This window comes from Catalinimonas alkaloidigena (assembly GCF_900100765.1).
GTDB lineage: Bacteria > Bacteroidota > Bacteroidia > Cytophagales > Flexibacteraceae > Mooreia > Mooreia alkaloidigena.
In genome coordinates, this window is record NZ_FNFO01000009.1 from 298,294 (window position 1) to 313,426 (window position 15,133).

Sequence of the window (15,133 nt, forward strand, 5' to 3'; positions counted from 1 at the left end):
AAATAACTTCTATTTTTGCGGCTCCTTTTCTGAACCGACCACTTACTACCCAACTCCGGTGACGTACGTCAAACGCAATCATCTTTCCCAGGATCTTAACATGACCAGTCGGGTAAAAATCTTTTCAGGTACCAGCTCGCTGTACTTGGCCGAGAAGATGGCCGCCTGTTACGGTAAGCCCCTGGGTGCTGTAGATGTCCAAAAGTTTAACGATGGTGAAATGTCTCCTTATTATAAGGAGTCGATCCGAGGCGACGAAGTGTACCTGGTACAATCGACGTTTCCTCCGGCCGACAACCTGATGGAGCTTTTGCTGCTGATCGACGCGGCCCGGCGTGCGTCGGCGGCGTACGTGACGGTGGTGATGCCTTATTTCGGGTACGCCCGGCAGGACCGAAAAGACAAACCCCGGGTGGCCATTGCCGCCAAGCTGGTGGCCAACCTGCTGTCGGCAGCCGGCGCGGACCGTCTTATGACCTGTGACCTGCACGCGGGCCAGATTCAGGGCTTTTTCGATTTTCCGGTAGATCATCTGGATGGCTCGGCTATTTTCTTCCCATGGCTGGAACAACTGCAACTGAAAGACATGATCTTCGCCGCGCCCGACGTGGGGGGGGTAGGGCGTGCGCGCAGCTTCGCGAAACACTTTGCCGTAGACATGGTGGTGTGCGACAAGCAGCGGAAACGCGCTAACGAAGTGGCCGCCATGCAGGTCATCGGTGATGTGGAAGGACGCGACGTGGTGTTGGTCGATGACATCGTCGATACGGCGGGGACCATTTGCCGGGCTGCTGCCCTGTTGAAAGAAAAAGGAGCCCGTTCGGTCCGGGCGGTGTGCACGCATCCGATTCTATCCGGCGATGCCTGCCAGAAAATTGAAGCGTCGGCGCTGGAAGAAATGGTGGTAACCGATACCATTCCTCAGCGTAACTCAACGCAAAAAATAAAGGTGTTGACCGTGGCAGATCTGTTCGCAGAGGCCATCAAGCGTGTGCACGGCCACGAGTCCATCAGTTCTCTGTTTGTGTAATTACTAAATTCCAATTCATATGAAAAGTGTCGAGATTATAGGGTTTAAAAGAGCAAATCTCGGAAAAGCCGAATCCAAGGCTTTACGTGCGGAAGGCAATGTACCTTGCGTGGTATACGGCGGTAAAGGAGAAGTTCACTTCTACTCGCCGATGATCCTTTTCCGCGATCTGGTGTACACACCGAACGCTTACTTTGTAGAGCTGAACATCGAAGGTGACGTGCGTCATTGCGTGTTGCAAGACATCCAGTTCCACCCGGTAAGCGAGATTATCATGCATGCCGACTTTCTGGAGCTGAACGATAAAAAGCCTCTGAAAATGGACATTCCGGTGCGTGTAGAAGGTACTTCGCCGGGTGTGCAAAAAGGGGGTAAGCTGATGATGAAGCAGCGGAAACTTACCGTAAAGGCGCTGCCGAAAAACATGCCGGAAGAGATCACCATCGATATTTCGGACCTGGACCTTGGCAAAAGCATCAAAGTGAGCCACATCCAAGCCGGAGATTTCGAGTTCCTGGTGTCGCCGAATTTGCCGGTTGCGTCGGTCGTAGTACCGCGTGCCCTGCGTGGCAAACAACAGGATCAGGATTAATTCCAATCTACTCTGTCGCAAAAAATCCTGCTTCTCAGAAGCAGGATTTTTTGTTTCGCCACCAGGCGTATATCAATCGTATTGAAGGGAGTTGAAATGTTTGATCTTTCGTTTCCCTTTGCGTGTTTCAAACTGGGACTTGCCGACGCCACACGAGGCCATAATCAGTACAAAAGCCATTACCAGCGCCAGCAACGAGACAAACCGAATTTTCATCAGTACGTTAAGTTAGTATCCAAAGGCCAAGATAACACTAATCAGCCTCGGAGGCTTTGGCCCGTAAGAAATTGAATTACTTCGTATTATGACAGAAGAAAAACGCACAGAAATAGCCGCTATCGGCGAGTTTGGGTTGATCGACCGGTTGCAACAGCAAATCACCCTCCAACAAGAAAGCACCGTTTACGGCATTGGCGATGATGCCGCGGTGATCCAAACCGGCGAGCTATGCACCGTGGTTACGACCGATCTGCTGACCGAAGGCGTCCACTTTGACCTGCGCTACGTTCCCCTGCGGCATTTGGGCTACAAGGCCGTGGCCGTCAATGTGTCCGACGTAGCCGCCATGAACGCCATTCCCCGGCAAATCACCGTTAGCATGGCGCTGAGCAACCGCTTCTCGGTCGAGGCGGTAGAAGAACTCTACGCCGGCATACGGCTGGCCTGCGAGCAGTACAAGGTCGACCTGGTGGGCGGCGACACCACTGCCTCGGGGGCAGGGCTAACGCTGTCGGTGACCGCCCTCGGCACCGCTGCGCCGCACGAGCTGGTTTACCGCAACGGGGCGCGTGTCGGCGATGTGATTTGCGTCAGCGGCGATTTGGGCGCTGCTTACATGGGACTTCAGGTGTTGGAGCGGGAAAAAGAAGTTTTTATTGCCAACCCAAACATGCAACCGCAACTGGAGTCGTACGAATACATCGTGGGGCGGCAGCTTAAGCCGGAAGCGCGAATGGACTTGATTCACGAATTGCGCGAGTTGGGCATCCGCCCTACGGCCATGATCGACATTTCGGATGGTCTGGCGTCGGAGCTGTTTCACATCAGCCATCGTTCGGGCGTGGGCATTGCCATCAACGAAGATAAAATTCCGGTGGCCGAAGAAACCGGCCGCGCGGCCGACGAATTTCGCATCGACGCCACCACCTGCGCGCTGAACGGCGGCGAAGATTACGAGCTATTGTTTACGCTCGATCCGGCTGACTACGAACGGATTAGCAAAGAAACCGACATCACCGCCATCGGGCTGGTCCGGAAGGCAGAGGAAGGGTTGTACCTGATTACGCGGGGCAGCAACCGCCGCCCACTGCAGGCACAGGGCTGGCAACACTTCAAAAAAAAATAATCGCAATCTGTTAACCTCCTGTTATCTTCGCGCGTTATTAGCCAAGTAATTCAAAAGTTTGTCAGGTTGCTGGGATGGAATAGCCTGATAATGAGTTGATTACGGGGTAAAACGCGGGCCACAAAATTTCGTGGCACGAATCATTGACGAAGTCTGAATTAATTCTTTTCTTTTGCATTCAAACCTAAACTTCAACGACGATGGAGGAATACGATATGAGCTACGACGATGATATGCAGGACGATCTGTATGACGAGGACGACGAGGAGTCGACAGATTCTATTCTTCGTTTCCCGGAAGAAATAGACGATAGTATGTTCGACGAGTCTGACGACGAGGAGTACGATCCTTGGGCCGAAGACGAAGAGGAAGAAGAAGAGTCGGACGACGATTTTTAAACCGCTTTCTGGTTTCTATTCACCAACCTCACTACGGCCCCCCAGGGGCCTTTTTTGTTTACTCTTCGTAAATCATTTTGATGGTCATGCCGCCGTCGACAACCAAATTTTGTCCGGTGACAAACCCGGCCGCTGGCGAACACAGGTACAGGGCCGCCGCGGCGATATCTTCCGGCCAACCCACCCGCCCGACGGGATGTTGGGTGTGGTCGATGTCGCGCAACTCCGGTTTTTTGCGTTGACTTGCCTTCTGCCACTCGTCCGTGACGATCCAACCCGGTGAAATGGCGTTGACGCGTACATCGGGGCTGAGGCTCATGGCCAGAGCGTGGGTCAGGGCCACAATGCCGCCTTTCGAGGCCGCGTAGCCTTCGGAATGGGGTTCCGACATCAACGCCCGGGTCGAGGCGATGTTTAACAGGCAGCCCTTCTGCCGACGCAGGTGCGGGGCGGCAAATTTGGCCGTCAGGAAAACGCTGCGCAGGTTGACCGCCAGAATGCGGTCGAACTCTTCTACCTCCAAGGTGTCGAGGGGTTTAAAGCGACTGATGCCCGCGTTGTTGACGACGATATCTACCGTGCCGAACCGTTCGACGGTGCTGGCAATCAGTTGCTTAACATCCTCTGCACTTCCCATGTCGCAGGCCTTCGTGCCCACGCGAATCTGTTGCGTTGCCAGCCATGCGGCGCATTCTTCCAGCGCTTCTTCGTCCTGGTCGGCCACCATCACCGTTGCGCCGGCCTGCCCGAACGCCTGGCTCAGAGCCCGTCCGATGCCCTGCGCGCCGCCCGTCACAATCACAACTTTGTCCTGATAATTTTCTGTTTGTTGCATGGGTTCGTAAACTTTTTTGGCCGTTGCGGCTTACTGTTACAGTAGTTTACATCACGTAGCAACTCACCGAAAGGATACAGCATGGCGAGCGATCTTCATCACCTGGAACAGGACATCTGGCACGATTTGCAAACGGCGCTTCAGGAAGCAGAGCACCCGTTTCGGACGGGCACGCTGGGCACCAGGGGACTAGACGACTTTGTTGCGTTGCGGACGGTGGTGCTGCGGAAGGTGGATGCCGACGTGCGAGCGCTTTGGTGTCATTCGGACGGGCGGGCTGCCAAAGTGCAGGAACTGAAGCACAACCCTGTGGTGAGCTGGCTGTTCTGGGATGCCGAACGAAAAATCCAACTTCGTTTGGGCGGTAACGCTACCCTCCATCGGCAGGGAGAGGAAGTGGATCGGCTGTGGACGGAAACGTCGCGCGCCAGCCGGAAGGATTACCTGTTGCCCCACGCGCCCGCGACGCCCCTCGAACGGCCCGAAGCGGGTACGCCTGCGCACTTGAGAGGCACGTTGCCTTCAGAAGAAGAAAGTGAAAAAGGGCGCGAGCATTTCGTGGGGATTGAAACCCGGATTCAGTTCATCGATTGGCTGCAACTTTCCCGCGAAGGACACCGCCGTGCCCAGTTCCGCTACCAAAACGGTGAGCCGCATCGTCAGTGGGTGAGCCCGTAGGCGGCGTCGGGATCAGTCTTCCGGGTAGGGGAGGAACACAAAATTGGTGAACTCCACATCGACCACGAACAGGCAGCAGAATTCGTCGGCGTCTTTATACACTTCTTTGAAATCCTGCACCTTGTCTTCTTCTACCAGTTTGCGCTGGACAAACTCTTCGAGAAACGAAAAGTAAAAATTCCACTTCAGTACGAGTTCTTTCCGGTCGACCAACAGGGCTCCGATGGGCAACTCTTCCTTGCAAATCGGGAAGATGGGGTATTGAGAAATGTTGCGTTTCCGCAGTTGATACGACGCCTCTTTCAGGGTTTCAGCGATAACGGCGAAGTCAGCCGAAATGGTGCCGAGGTATTTTCCGTCCAGTTCCGGATTGTTTTCCATACTCAGGATCTCTTTTCAAGCAACATGATATTCTCGACATGCCACGTGTGGGGGAACATGTCGACAGGTTGAACAACCTTGACGGCGTACAGGTCGTCGAGTAACGCTACGTCGCGCGCCTGGGTCGCGGGGTTACAACTAACGTACACGATGCGCTGCGGAGCGGCGAGGCGGATGGTTGCCACCACATCGGGGTGCATACCCGCCCGGGGCGGATCGGTGATAATGACGTCGGGTGCGCCGTGCTGATGCAGGAACGCTTCCGTAAGTACGTCTTTCATGTCCCCCGCAAAAAAGTGCGCGTGTTCAATGCCGTTCAGCGCCGCGTTGCGCTGTGCGTCCACCACAGCTCCCTCTACGTATTCCAGCCCGACCACTTTCTGCGCCTGCTTGGCAACGAATAGCGCAATGGTGCCGGTGCCGGTATACAGGTCGTACACCACCTCCGAACCCGTCAGGCCTGCCAGTTGCCGGGTGAGGCGGTACAGTTCCAGCGCCTGCCGGGCGTTGGTCTGGAAAAACGAGGTCGGCCCGATGCGGAAGCGCAGGTCTTCCATCTGTTCGATCAGGTGGTCGCGCCCCGCGTAAGTTTTTACCTCCAGATCGTGAAAAGTTTCGTTGCCTTTATTGTTGATCACGTACTGCAACGAAGTGATTTCCGGGAAGTTCTGTTGCAGGTGTTGCAAGAGCCCGACCCGGGCCGTTTCGTCTTCGGAGAAGAGCTGAAGGATTACCATCACTTCGCCCGTGGTCGTGGTGCGAACAATCAGATTCCGCAGCCAGCCTTCCAGCCGACGCTGGTTGAAGAACGGTAGCCCGTGTTGCCGCGCGTAGTGACGTACGGCCAGCCGGATGGCGTTGGACGGATCGGGTTGCAGGTAACACGTCTCAATGTCGAGAATCCGATCGAACCGCTTCGGTACATGGAAACCCAGCGCCCGCCGGTCGTCGATCGTATCGCCCGATTGAACCTGTGCGTGCGTCAGCCACTTCTCATCTGAGAACGTAAATTCCAGCTTGTTGCGGTAGAAACGCGTTTCGGCGGAGGGGAGAATGGGTTGAAGCGGGGGCAGGTCGACTTTGCCCAGCCGCGCCAACTGGTCGGCTACCTGCTGCTGCTTGAACTGCAACTGAGTCTCGTAGGGCAGGTGTTGCCAGCGGCAGCCGCCGCACGTTCCGAAGTGCTGGCAGAACGGTTCGACCCGCAGGGGCGAAAGCCGGTGGAAGTGCAAGGGAACAGCCTCCGCAAATTTTTTCCGGTCGCGGGTAATCAGGAGGTCGACTACGTCGCCGGGGGCTACCCCGGGGGCGTTGGTGTCGGTCGTCGAGATGCCGTCCACAAAAATTACTTTGTCGTTGATCCGCGTCAGGCACTTCCCTTCGGCGGCAACGTTCTGAATTTCTACGCTTTGCAGCGTCTGTCGTTTTCGAGCCACGGCGCAAAGGTAACAAAATGCCGACGGGTGTAAGATTTGCAAGTGAATTTGATTAACTTGTACTTCTCTTTTGCGGCGTATGAAGCACCGATACCACCTCCTTTTTCTTTGCTTACTCTGCCTGACGTTTACGGTACATGTGCAGGCCACGCACATTGTGGGAGGAGAGCTGCGGCTGACCCATCTGGAAGGTGCCAAGTACGAGCTGAGCATGTTTCTGTACTTCGACGATTTCTACGGAAACCCGGGCGCGGAAGACGCCGCGGTGGACGTCGGCATCTATTCCAAAGCGACCCACCAACTGGTGGACCGCGTCACGCTGAAACGTGACGAATCCAAGCAGGTAGTGTACGTCAACCCCGTGTGCGTGCGGAGCGACTTGCGTACGCGGCAGATCCGTTATACCGAACGCTTGCAGCTTTCGCCGAGCAAGTACAACGACCCGGCAGGTTACTACGTTTCGTGGGAACGGTGCTGCCGCAATACCCACATCGTCAACTTATTTCTGCCGGGAGGAACGGGCATGACCTTTTACATGGAGTTTCCGGCCGTGTACGACAAACCCCAACACCGCGACGTGGTCAATTCCTCACCGGAGTTTGCGATTCCGTACGGAGAATATGCCTGCGTTGGCGAATATTTTTCGTTCGACTTTAGCGCTACCGATCCCGATGGCGACGAGCTGCGGTACCGGATGGCCACGCCCAAATGGGGCCATACCGACCAGTTTTACCCGTTTTTGAGCGAGCCACAACCTGCGCCCTACCGACCGGTGCAGTGGGAACAAGGCTACGACTCGGCAGCGGCCATTCTGGGCAGGCCGACGCTGGCCATCGACAGCCTGACCGGCCGTATGCAAGTAAGCCCTTCGCAGCCAGGTCTTTACCTCTATTCTATCATTTGTGAAGAGTACCGAGACGGGCAGTTCATCGGGCTGGTGCAGCGCGATTTTCAGCTCCTGGTTCTCGACTGTCCCCGCAACGATGCGCCGCTGATGCAATTGAGTACCGCTTCGCGCGAGAAGGGGGGCGCGGGGCCGCTCTATCGCCCCGGCGATACGCTGGACATATTTCCCTGGCAGAGCCCTTGTTTCGACGTTTTTTTAACGGATAACGACTTTCTGGAGCGCGTGACGGTTACGGCCGAGGCAGTCAATTTCGAGCCCGTGACTTCGCTGACGTCGCAAAGTAGTTTCTTGCTGACCGGTGCCGGCGACACGGCCACGTTTCAGGTATGCGGTCCTGATTGTAACAATCCGCGGGGCATCTACCAGGTAAATCTGTATGCCGCCGACGACGGTTGCCCTTTGCCCAAGGTCGATACCCTGACCCTCTATTTTCGGCTGAGTGCGGAAGAAAACCAGGCGCCGGTGCTTGCGGTCGATGCACCCGAATACGGAGAGCGGACGTTGTTGCGCTACATTGGCGACGAAATCGTGTTCCGGTTGGATGGCACCGATGCCGACCAGAATCGGCTGGTGCTCAGCGGCCGGGGCATCGGATTTTCGTTTGAAGACTACGGCATGCAATTTACTCCGGTGGAAGGCCAGGGAGCGGTCAGTACCGAATTTCGCTGGCAGCCGGACTGTAGCCTTTTGTTGGGAGAGCGCCGCGAGTTCGAGATGGTGTTCACCCTGCAGGACGACCCCTGTTTTGTCCGCGCTATCGATACGCTACGGGTGCACCTGATGCTGAGCGACCGAATATCGGAAGTCGCCAACTTCGAGCCTCCCAACGTGTTCAGCCCCAACGGCGATGGCAGGAACGATGCGTACACCATTCCCACGCTGCCCATCGACAATTGCATCAGTCAGTTTTCCTTCATGGAAGTCTACAACCGCTGGGGCAAGCTGGTGTACCGCACCGAATCGCGCGACATTCGCTGGGATGGCGCCGAACTCCCGGCCGGGGTGTATTTCTATTTCATTCGTTTTACCGATCAGGCCTATCGGGGGAGCATCACGCTATTGCGCTGATCGTCAGGAGCCAACAAAGTAGCATAGCGTTTGCGCCGCTGTGCGCCGTGACTTTTCGCGAAGGCGAGGATTAGAAGAGAAAAACACCTCGCTTATGAAACCGCAACCTTTTCCCTGGTATCGTCAACGCTCCCTGTTTTTCAGCATAGGGCTGGTCACCAGCCTGGGCCTGGTCATCTGTGCTTTCGAAATGCGTACGGCCGTCACCGAACCGTTGGTAATGGTGCTACCGCCCCTCGAAGAGCCGATTTTTACCGCCCCGGTGACGCAACTGGAACCGCCCAAGCCCAAGCTGCCCGAACAACCTCGGCAAGAAACCAAAAAGCCTGCGGCCGAAGTGGTTGAGGTGGATGATTGGTTCCCGTTGGATTCTACCTTGCTGGTGGAGCCACCGATTGTTGACGATCCTGCCGTAGCGATCGCCCTGACGGCCGCAGTCCCCGACGAAACGTTGGGGCAGGAGGAACCCATTATCGATTTTGCAGATGAGCAACCCCAATCCGACCGCTTTTACCCCTGGTTGCAAAAGAAGTTGCGCTATCCGGACCGGGCGCAGCGCGAACAGATCAGTGGCACGGTTTACGTCCAGTTTGTCGTAGAAAAAGATGGGGCCCTGACCGACGTACAAGTGGCCAAAGGCATCGGGTACGGCTGCGACGAAGAAGCCCTGCGGGTGGTCAGGAGCGCGCCGGCGTGGCAACCCGGCCGGCAGCGTGGGCGACCGGTACGTGTGCGGATGGTGGTGCCGATTCGATTTACCTTGCGCCGATAGATTGCCTGACTGCGCATGATGCCGTTACTTTGCGGCCTATGCAGCACAACATTCTGGTAGTAGGCAGCGGCGGTCGCGAACATACGCTGGCCTGGAAACTCGCTCAAAGCTCGCAATGCGAAAACCTGTACGTTGCCCCTGGTAACGCCGGTACGTCGCAGATCGCTAAAAACGTCAGCATAGCCGCCACTGATTTTGAAAAGCTCGGCCAATTTTGCTTCGAGCGCGAAATTACGCTCCTGATCGTGGGGCCGGAGCAACCGCTCGTCGAAGGCATCCGCGACTACTTTCAGCAGCACAAAAACCTGAGTGGGGTGGGCATCATCGGGCCCGATGCCGCCGGTGCTCAACTGGAAGGCAGCAAGGATTTCTCGAAACAGTTCATGCAACGCTACCAGATTCCGACGGCTGCCTCGCAAACGTTCACGGCCGAGCAACTCGACGAAGCGCTGGCGTACGTAGCGCAGCAAACGCCGCCCATCGTGCTGAAGGCCGACGGACTGGCCGCCGGGAAAGGCGTCATCATCACGGACGAGGTTGCCGTTGCACAGGACACGCTGCGGGAAATGCTGGTAGACCGCAAATTCGGCGATGCCAGCAGCAAAGTGGTGATCGAACAGTTTCTGAGGGGGATTGAACTCTCGGTTTTCGTCCTGACCGACGGAAAAAGCTACCGGATTCTGCCCGAAGCCAAGGATTACAAGCGCATCGGCGAAAAAGACACCGGCCCTAATACCGGTGGAATGGGAGCCGTTTCGCCCGTTCCGTTTGCCGATAACGGCTTTCTGGGTAAGGTAGAAACGCGCGTCATTCAACCGACGCTGGCCGGACTGAAAAAGGAGGGTATCGACTACCGCGGCTTTATTTTCATCGGTCTGATGAACGTAAACGGTGATCCGTACGTGATCGAATACAACGTACGCATGGGCGATCCGGAAACGGAAGTGGTGATCCCACGCTTGAAAAACGATCTGGTTGAGGTAATGGAAGCCGTTGCCGAACAACGTCTCGATGAAATTACGTTGGAGGTCGATCCGCGCACGGCCACTACCGTGATGTTGGTGGCGGGAGGCTATCCCGAGAAGTACGAAAAAGGGGATGTGATTTCGGGCCTGGAAGGGCTGAAGCAAACACTGGTGTTCCATGCCGGCACCCGCCAGAACGAAAACGAAGAGGTGGTGACCAACGGCGGACGGGTGCTGAGCATAACGGCCCTGGGCGACAGCATTCCCGAAGCGCTGGAAAAATCGAATGCCGCGGCCGAAGCCATTACCTGGAAAGGCAAGTACTACCGCAAAGACATCGGACTGGATTTGCTGGCGTAACGTCAGCGCAACGAGAGCCAGCGCATCCGAAGCAATTTGCGTAACTTCAGGAACAATCTTTCGTTTCCTTCCGATGCGTGCGCTTTTCCTTTCCGTCCTGTTGCTCCTGTGGGTGATCCCCGCAGCATGGGCACAACCTGCTGACTACCGTCACCAGCGTCCTTACGTAGCCCTCGTGAAGCTGACCAACCGCCAAAAGGTGGACGGCCTGTTGCTCAGTGCCGATCGGGGTGGGCTTCTGCTGATTCCGACCCAGAGCCGCCGCATCCATTTTTCCGCGACGCATCCGCAGCGTTTCAAAATTGACGTCGACGATATTCAGAAACTGCGTGTACAACGGCGTGGTTACGGACGACTGACAGTTCTGCTCACGAGTCTGGTGGGAATGGGCGTAGGCGGGTACCTGGCCTATCAGCAACAGGGTCTCACCTGGCCCGGCGACAACGAAGCCATTTCGGCCAATGACCGCCTGGTGTACGGCGGCATGGCAGGCGCATTGGTCGGCGGCATGACGGGCTCGCTTTTGATCACCATCGGGCGGAAGCCCGCTTTTCGCATCAACGGTGACCGGCGGTTCTATCGTCAGGAGGTGCGTCCTCAGCTAATTCCGTATTCGTTTCGGGAAGGTCTGCATTAAAAAAGGGTAGACCCCGTTGTCGGATCTACCCTTTTATGTGGTGCAGCTTGTAAGAAGCTGAGCTTACTGCATATTTTCTGAGGTCAGCGTTGCAGCGAAAAATTCGCGGTTCATGCGCGCGATGTTGGCCATCGTGATGCCTTTCGGACACTCTGCCGAGCACGCGCCGGTGTTGGTACACGCCCCAAATCCTTCGGCATCCATCTGAGCAATCATGGCTTCTGCACGCGCTTTTTTCTCGGGTTTGCCCTGCGGGAGCATCGCCAGTTGCGAAATCTTAGCCCCTGTAAACAGCATCGCCGAAGCGTTTTTGCAAGCGGCTACGCACGCACCGCACCCGATGCACGTCGCTGCGTTGAACGCTTCATCGGCAATAACTTTAGAAATTGGAATTTCGTTGGCGTCGGGTGCGCTGCCCGTATTGACGGAAATGTAACCACCCGCCTGCATGATGCGGTCGAAGGCAGAACGATCGACCATCAGATCCTTCACGACGGGGAACGGCTTGGCGCGCCAGGGTTCGATCCAGATGGTATCGCCATCTTTGAAGCTCCGCATGTGCAACTGACACGTTGTGGTTTGCTGCGGTCCGTGGGGGCGTCCGTTGATGAAAAGCGAGCAAGCACCGCAAATTCCTTCGCGACAGTCGTGGTCGAACGTCACCGGATCTTCCCCCTTCTTCACTAACGCTTCGTTCAAAACGTCCAGCATCTCCAAAAACGACATTTCGTCGTTGATATCGGTTACCTGGTACGTCACGATTTTTCCTTCAGACTGGGCGTTTGGCTGACGCCATATTTTGAGCGTGAGGTTCATAGTCGATTATCAATTAGAAAGCACCATTGCCCACTTCACGTGTGGAATCTGCAATGTTCAATTTACTTATAGCTACGCTGGGTGAGTTTCACGTTTTCGAAGGTCAGGTCTTCCTTATGAAGCTCCGATTGCCCCGGGCCTTTGTATTCCCAGGCGGCCACAAACGCAAAGTTTTCGTCGTCGCGCTTGGCCTCACCTTCTTCGGTCTGGTACTCTTCCCGGAAGTGACCACCGCACGATTCGTTGCGTTGTAGGGCATCTTCCACCATCAGTTCACCCAACTCCAGAAAGTCGCTGACGCGCAGGGCTTTTTCCAGCGTTACGTTCATCTCTTCGTTGGTGCCCAGCACTTTGACGTCCGTCCAGAACTTATCGCGCAACTCACGGATTTTCTGTTTGGCAATTTTCAGGCCTTCGGCGTTCCGGGACATACCGCAGTATTCCCACATGATCAGCCCCAGTTCCCTGTGAATCTCGTCGACGGTGCTGGTACCGTTGATGCTCAACAGTTTCTGAATGTTGTCGCGTACCCCTTGTTCGGCTTCTTTAAAGGCCGGGTGGTCGGACGAAACTTTCTCCCAACCCACTTTGGCCAAATAATCGCCCAGTGTGTAGGGAATTACGAAATAGCCATCGGCCAGGCCCTGCATCAGGGCAGACGCCCCCAGGCGGTTGGCACCATGGTCTGAGAAATTGGCTTCACCCAACGCGTACAGACCCGGAATGTTGGTCATCAGGTTGTAGTCGACCCACAAACCGCCCATCGTGTAGTGTACGGCGGGGTAGATGCGCATCGGGGTTTTGTACGGATTTTCGCCGGTGATCTTCTCGTACATCTCGAACAGGTTGCCGTATTTGGCCGAGATGGTGTCGAGGCCGTCGCGTTGGATGGCCTGTGCGAAATCCAGGTAAACGGCCAGGCCGGTCTTGCCCACACCGCGTCCTTCGTCACAAACGTATTTGGCGTTGCGGGACGCCACGTCGCGTGGCACCAGGTTACCGAACGAAGGATAGCGCCGTTCCAGGTAATAGTCGCGCTGGTCTTCGGCCAGGTTTTCCGGCTTCAGCTCACCCTTCCGGATTTTTTCAGCGTCTTCGATTTTCTTCGGCACCCAGACGCGTCCGTCGTTTCGCAGCGATTCCGACATCAGGGTCAGTTTCGACTGGTACGCTCCCGAAACCGGAATACACGTCGGGTGGATCTGTGTATAGCACGGATTGGCAAACAAGGCGCCCCGGCGGTGGGCCCGCCATGCCGCCGATCCGTTGGAGTTCATGGCGTTGGTCGACAGATAGAAGACGTTGCCGTACCCACCGGTGCACAGAAGCACCGCGTGTCCGGCGTGCGTTTCGATCTTGCCTGTAATAAGGTTCCGTGTCACGATGCCGCGCGCCTGCCCGTTGACCATCACCAGGTCGAGCATCTCGGTCCGCGTATACATCTTGACTTTGCCGTTGGCAATCTGCCGGTTCAGGGCGCCATAGGCACCCAGCAGAAGTTGCTGTCCCGTTTGGCCCCGGGCGTAGAACGTACGCGATACCTGCGCCCCTCCGAACGAGCGGTTGGCCAGCAGGCCACCGTATTCACGGGCGAAGGGCACTCCTTGTGCTACGCATTGGTCGATGATGTTCACCGACACTTCGGCCAGCCGGTATACGTTGCCTTCGCGCGAGCGGTAGTCGCCTCCTTTCACCGTATCGTAGAAGAGACGGTAGACGCTGTCGCCATCGTTCTGATAGTTTTTGGCGGCGTTGATGCCCCCCTGCGCGGCAATGGAGTGTGCCCGGCGTGGGCTATCGTGGAACGAAAACGCTTTGACGTTGTAGCCGAGTTCCGCCAGCGAAGCGGCTGCCGATGCACCCGCCAGACCGGTACCGACCACGATGATGTCGTACTTCCGTTTGTTTGCAGGGTTTACCAGCTTGACATTAAACTTATGGTTGGTCCACTTTTCGGCAATCGCGCCTTCAGGAATATGAGAATCCAGCTTCATGGTAGAGTGCAGCAATCAATTAAAAAACAGGAAGTAGATCGGAAACACGGCAAACGCTATGGGGAATAAAATCGCCAGAAACGTGCCGGTCCCTTTTATAACTGGCAAGTACTTCGGATGGTTTAAGCCCAACGTCCGGAAAGCGCTTTGAAACCCGTGATTCAGGTGAAACGCCAGCAGAACCATCGCCAGGATGTACAGGATGGAGTACCACCATTCTACCCGAAACGTGGTAGCTACCAGGGTATACATGTCGCGGTTGCCCCAGGCATCTACGCCCGGTTCCCCGAACTTGTAGCGGTACCAGAAGTTCTGAATGTGGATGACCAGAAAGATCAGCACGATGGAGCCGGAAATGCCCATGTTACGCGAAAACCACGAAACGCCCGGCGAAGGCTGGGTATAGGCGTACTTTTGAGGCCGCGCCTGCGCGTTGCGACGCGTCAGGGTAGTGGCGGTGTACACGTGGAGGACGATGCCGAGCAGGAGTACGATTTCCATCACGCGGATGATGGCCGCGGAGGTCATAAACTTGGAGTACTCGTTGAAAGCGCGGCCGCCGTCGTCGGCAAAAAGGAGAAAGTTGCCGGAAAGGTGTACGAAGAGAAACGAAACGAGGAACAAACCAGTAAGCGACATCAGCACTTTCTGGCCGATGGAACTTGTCACAGCTCTGGTAAACCAGGTCATATTATGTGGGGCTTCTTCGGAAGAGAAAAGGTAAATACTAAAACCAGCCAAAAGTACAGGCGGAACAAATAGCAAACAATCTGTAATTTGCTATTTTGAACAATTATAAATAGGTCCTGATCCCTCGGCTACTTTCTTAATCTCTCGTGATTTGGCACTTTACAAATCTTTAGCTTTGGTTTGCACAAATTCGGGAGATTGCTCGTTATCTTCCTAGTAGCTTGCCTCT

Annotated in this window: 16 protein-coding genes; 9 read left to right on the forward strand and 7 right to left on the reverse strand. The window is 55.8% G+C overall.

Going from position 1 to position 15,133, the window contains the following annotated elements; genetic code table 11:
* Positions 1 to 100: 100 nt before the first annotated feature.
* On the forward strand, positions 101 to 1,030 hold the full coding sequence (locus tag BLR44_RS21080; RefSeq protein ID WP_089685819.1) for a ribose-phosphate pyrophosphokinase: 930 nt from the start codon (positions 101 to 103) through the stop codon (positions 1,028 to 1,030).
* A gap of 19 nt (positions 1,031 to 1,049) precedes the next feature.
* Positions 1,050 to 1,622 (forward strand): 50S ribosomal protein L25/general stress protein Ctc, encoded by a 573-nt coding sequence (locus BLR44_RS21085; RefSeq protein ID WP_089685821.1) that lies wholly within the window; start codon positions 1,050 to 1,052, stop codon positions 1,620 to 1,622.
* 72 nt (positions 1,623 to 1,694) lie between these two features.
* Here the strand turns inward: BLR44_RS21085 and BLR44_RS28935 are convergent, their stop codons facing one another.
* Entirely contained in the window at positions 1,695 to 1,838 is a 144-nt protein-coding gene (locus BLR44_RS28935; protein ID WP_176956147.1) for a hypothetical protein, read from the reverse strand.
* Positions 1,839 to 1,926: 88 nt separating this feature from the next.
* Here BLR44_RS28935 and thiL point away from each other — a divergent pair, with 88 nt between their 5' ends.
* Together thiL and BLR44_RS21095 are read left to right on the forward strand one after the other, a co-directional pair.
* Positions 1,927 to 2,967, forward strand: coding sequence for a thiamine-phosphate kinase (gene thiL, locus BLR44_RS21090; RefSeq protein ID WP_089685823.1), 1,041 nt, complete (start codon positions 1,927 to 1,929; stop codon positions 2,965 to 2,967).
* Between the two features lie 200 nt (positions 2,968 to 3,167).
* Positions 3,168 to 3,365, forward strand: coding sequence for a hypothetical protein (locus BLR44_RS21095; RefSeq protein ID WP_089685825.1), 198 nt, complete (start codon positions 3,168 to 3,170; stop codon positions 3,363 to 3,365).
* 58 nt (positions 3,366 to 3,423) lie between these two features.
* Here the strand turns inward: BLR44_RS21095 and BLR44_RS21100 are convergent, their stop codons facing one another.
* Complete coding sequence (locus BLR44_RS21100; RefSeq protein WP_089685827.1) at positions 3,424 to 4,200, reverse strand: glucose 1-dehydrogenase; 777 nt, start codon at positions 4,198 to 4,200, stop codon at positions 3,424 to 3,426.
* A gap of 81 nt (positions 4,201 to 4,281) precedes the next feature.
* On the opposite strand from BLR44_RS21100, the gene BLR44_RS21105 reads away from it, so the two are divergent.
* A complete protein-coding gene (locus tag BLR44_RS21105) occupies positions 4,282 to 4,878 on the forward strand; it encodes a pyridoxamine 5'-phosphate oxidase family protein (protein ID WP_089685829.1) in 597 nt (198 codons plus the stop codon).
* Positions 4,879 to 4,890: 12 nt separating this feature from the next.
* On the opposite strand, the gene BLR44_RS21110 is transcribed toward BLR44_RS21105, so the two are convergent.
* Both BLR44_RS21110 and rlmD read right to left on the reverse strand, forming a co-directional pair.
* Positions 4,891 to 5,259 carry a hypothetical protein gene (locus BLR44_RS21110; RefSeq protein WP_089685831.1) on the reverse strand — a complete coding sequence of 123 codons (369 nt, stop codon included), beginning with the start codon at positions 5,257 to 5,259 and terminating at the stop codon, positions 4,891 to 4,893.
* Positions 5,260 to 5,261: 2 nt separating this feature from the next.
* Positions 5,262 to 6,695, reverse strand: a complete 1,434-nt coding sequence (gene rlmD, locus BLR44_RS21115) for a 23S rRNA (uracil(1939)-C(5))-methyltransferase RlmD (protein WP_176956148.1) — start codon at positions 6,693 to 6,695, stop codon at positions 5,262 to 5,264.
* A gap of 79 nt (positions 6,696 to 6,774) precedes the next feature.
* On the opposite strand from rlmD, the gene BLR44_RS21120 reads away from it, so the two are divergent.
* From BLR44_RS21120 to BLR44_RS21135, 4 genes are all read left to right on the forward strand, one after another.
* Positions 6,775 to 8,670, forward strand: a complete 1,896-nt coding sequence (locus BLR44_RS21120) for a T9SS type B sorting domain-containing protein (RefSeq protein WP_089685834.1) — start codon at positions 6,775 to 6,777, stop codon at positions 8,668 to 8,670.
* A gap of 94 nt (positions 8,671 to 8,764) precedes the next feature.
* Entirely contained in the window at positions 8,765 to 9,442 is a 678-nt protein-coding gene (locus BLR44_RS21125) for an energy transducer TonB (RefSeq protein ID WP_089685836.1), read from the forward strand.
* A gap of 38 nt (positions 9,443 to 9,480) precedes the next feature.
* Positions 9,481 to 10,767, forward strand: coding sequence for a phosphoribosylamine--glycine ligase (purD, locus tag BLR44_RS21130; protein WP_089685838.1), 1,287 nt, complete (start codon positions 9,481 to 9,483; stop codon positions 10,765 to 10,767).
* A 73-nt stretch (positions 10,768 to 10,840) separates the two neighbouring features.
* Complete coding sequence (locus tag BLR44_RS21135; RefSeq protein WP_089685840.1) at positions 10,841 to 11,404, forward strand: hypothetical protein; 564 nt, start codon at positions 10,841 to 10,843, stop codon at positions 11,402 to 11,404.
* Between the two features lie 63 nt (positions 11,405 to 11,467).
* On the opposite strand, the gene BLR44_RS21140 is transcribed toward BLR44_RS21135, so the two are convergent.
* From BLR44_RS21140 to BLR44_RS21150, 3 genes are all read right to left on the reverse strand, one after another.
* A complete protein-coding gene (locus BLR44_RS21140) occupies positions 11,468 to 12,220 on the reverse strand; it encodes a succinate dehydrogenase/fumarate reductase iron-sulfur subunit (protein WP_089685842.1) in 753 nt (250 codons plus the stop codon).
* A gap of 62 nt (positions 12,221 to 12,282) precedes the next feature.
* A complete protein-coding gene (locus BLR44_RS21145) occupies positions 12,283 to 14,214 on the reverse strand; it encodes a fumarate reductase/succinate dehydrogenase flavoprotein subunit (RefSeq protein WP_089685932.1) in 1,932 nt (643 codons plus the stop codon).
* A gap of 15 nt (positions 14,215 to 14,229) precedes the next feature.
* Positions 14,230 to 14,904 carry a succinate dehydrogenase cytochrome b subunit gene (locus tag BLR44_RS21150; RefSeq protein ID WP_089685845.1) on the reverse strand — a complete coding sequence of 225 codons (675 nt, stop codon included), beginning with the start codon at positions 14,902 to 14,904 and terminating at the stop codon, positions 14,230 to 14,232.
* Positions 14,905 to 15,133 lie beyond the last annotated feature (229 nt).

What these genes read in the sequence shown, in the direction of transcription:
- BLR44_RS21125 (WP_089685836.1), top strand. Translation starts at nt 8,765, where the DNA reads ATGAAACCGCAACCTTTTCCCTGGTATCGTCAACGCTCCCTGTTTTTC.
- BLR44_RS21145 (WP_089685932.1), bottom strand. Translation starts at nt 14,214, where the DNA reads ATGAAGCTGGATTCTCATATTCCTGAAGGCGCGATTGCCGAAAAGTGG.
- BLR44_RS21120 (WP_089685834.1), top strand. Translation starts at nt 6,775, where the DNA reads ATGAAGCACCGATACCACCTCCTTTTTCTTTGCTTACTCTGCCTGACG.
- BLR44_RS21135 (WP_089685840.1), top strand. Translation starts at nt 10,841, where the DNA reads ATGCGTGCGCTTTTCCTTTCCGTCCTGTTGCTCCTGTGGGTGATCCCC.
- BLR44_RS21105 (WP_089685829.1), top strand. Translation starts at nt 4,282, where the DNA reads ATGGCGAGCGATCTTCATCACCTGGAACAGGACATCTGGCACGATTTG.
- BLR44_RS21150 (WP_089685845.1), bottom strand. Translation starts at nt 14,904, where the DNA reads ATGACCTGGTTTACCAGAGCTGTGACAAGTTCCATCGGCCAGAAAGTG.
- BLR44_RS21110 (WP_089685831.1), bottom strand. Translation starts at nt 5,259, where the DNA reads ATGGAAAACAATCCGGAACTGGACGGAAAATACCTCGGCACCATTTCG.
- BLR44_RS21095 (WP_089685825.1), top strand. Translation starts at nt 3,168, where the DNA reads ATGGAGGAATACGATATGAGCTACGACGATGATATGCAGGACGATCTG.
- BLR44_RS21100 (WP_089685827.1), bottom strand. Translation starts at nt 4,200, where the DNA reads ATGCAACAAACAGAAAATTATCAGGACAAAGTTGTGATTGTGACGGGC.
- BLR44_RS21140 (WP_089685842.1), bottom strand. Translation starts at nt 12,220, where the DNA reads ATGAACCTCACGCTCAAAATATGGCGTCAGCCAAACGCCCAGTCTGAA.
- BLR44_RS28935 (WP_176956147.1), bottom strand. Translation starts at nt 1,838, where the DNA reads ATGAAAATTCGGTTTGTCTCGTTGCTGGCGCTGGTAATGGCTTTTGTA.
- BLR44_RS21085 (WP_089685821.1), top strand. Translation starts at nt 1,050, where the DNA reads ATGAAAAGTGTCGAGATTATAGGGTTTAAAAGAGCAAATCTCGGAAAA.
- BLR44_RS21080 (WP_089685819.1), top strand. Translation starts at nt 101, where the DNA reads ATGACCAGTCGGGTAAAAATCTTTTCAGGTACCAGCTCGCTGTACTTG.
- thiL (WP_089685823.1), top strand. Translation starts at nt 1,927, where the DNA reads ATGACAGAAGAAAAACGCACAGAAATAGCCGCTATCGGCGAGTTTGGG.
- purD (WP_089685838.1), top strand. Translation starts at nt 9,481, where the DNA reads ATGCAGCACAACATTCTGGTAGTAGGCAGCGGCGGTCGCGAACATACG.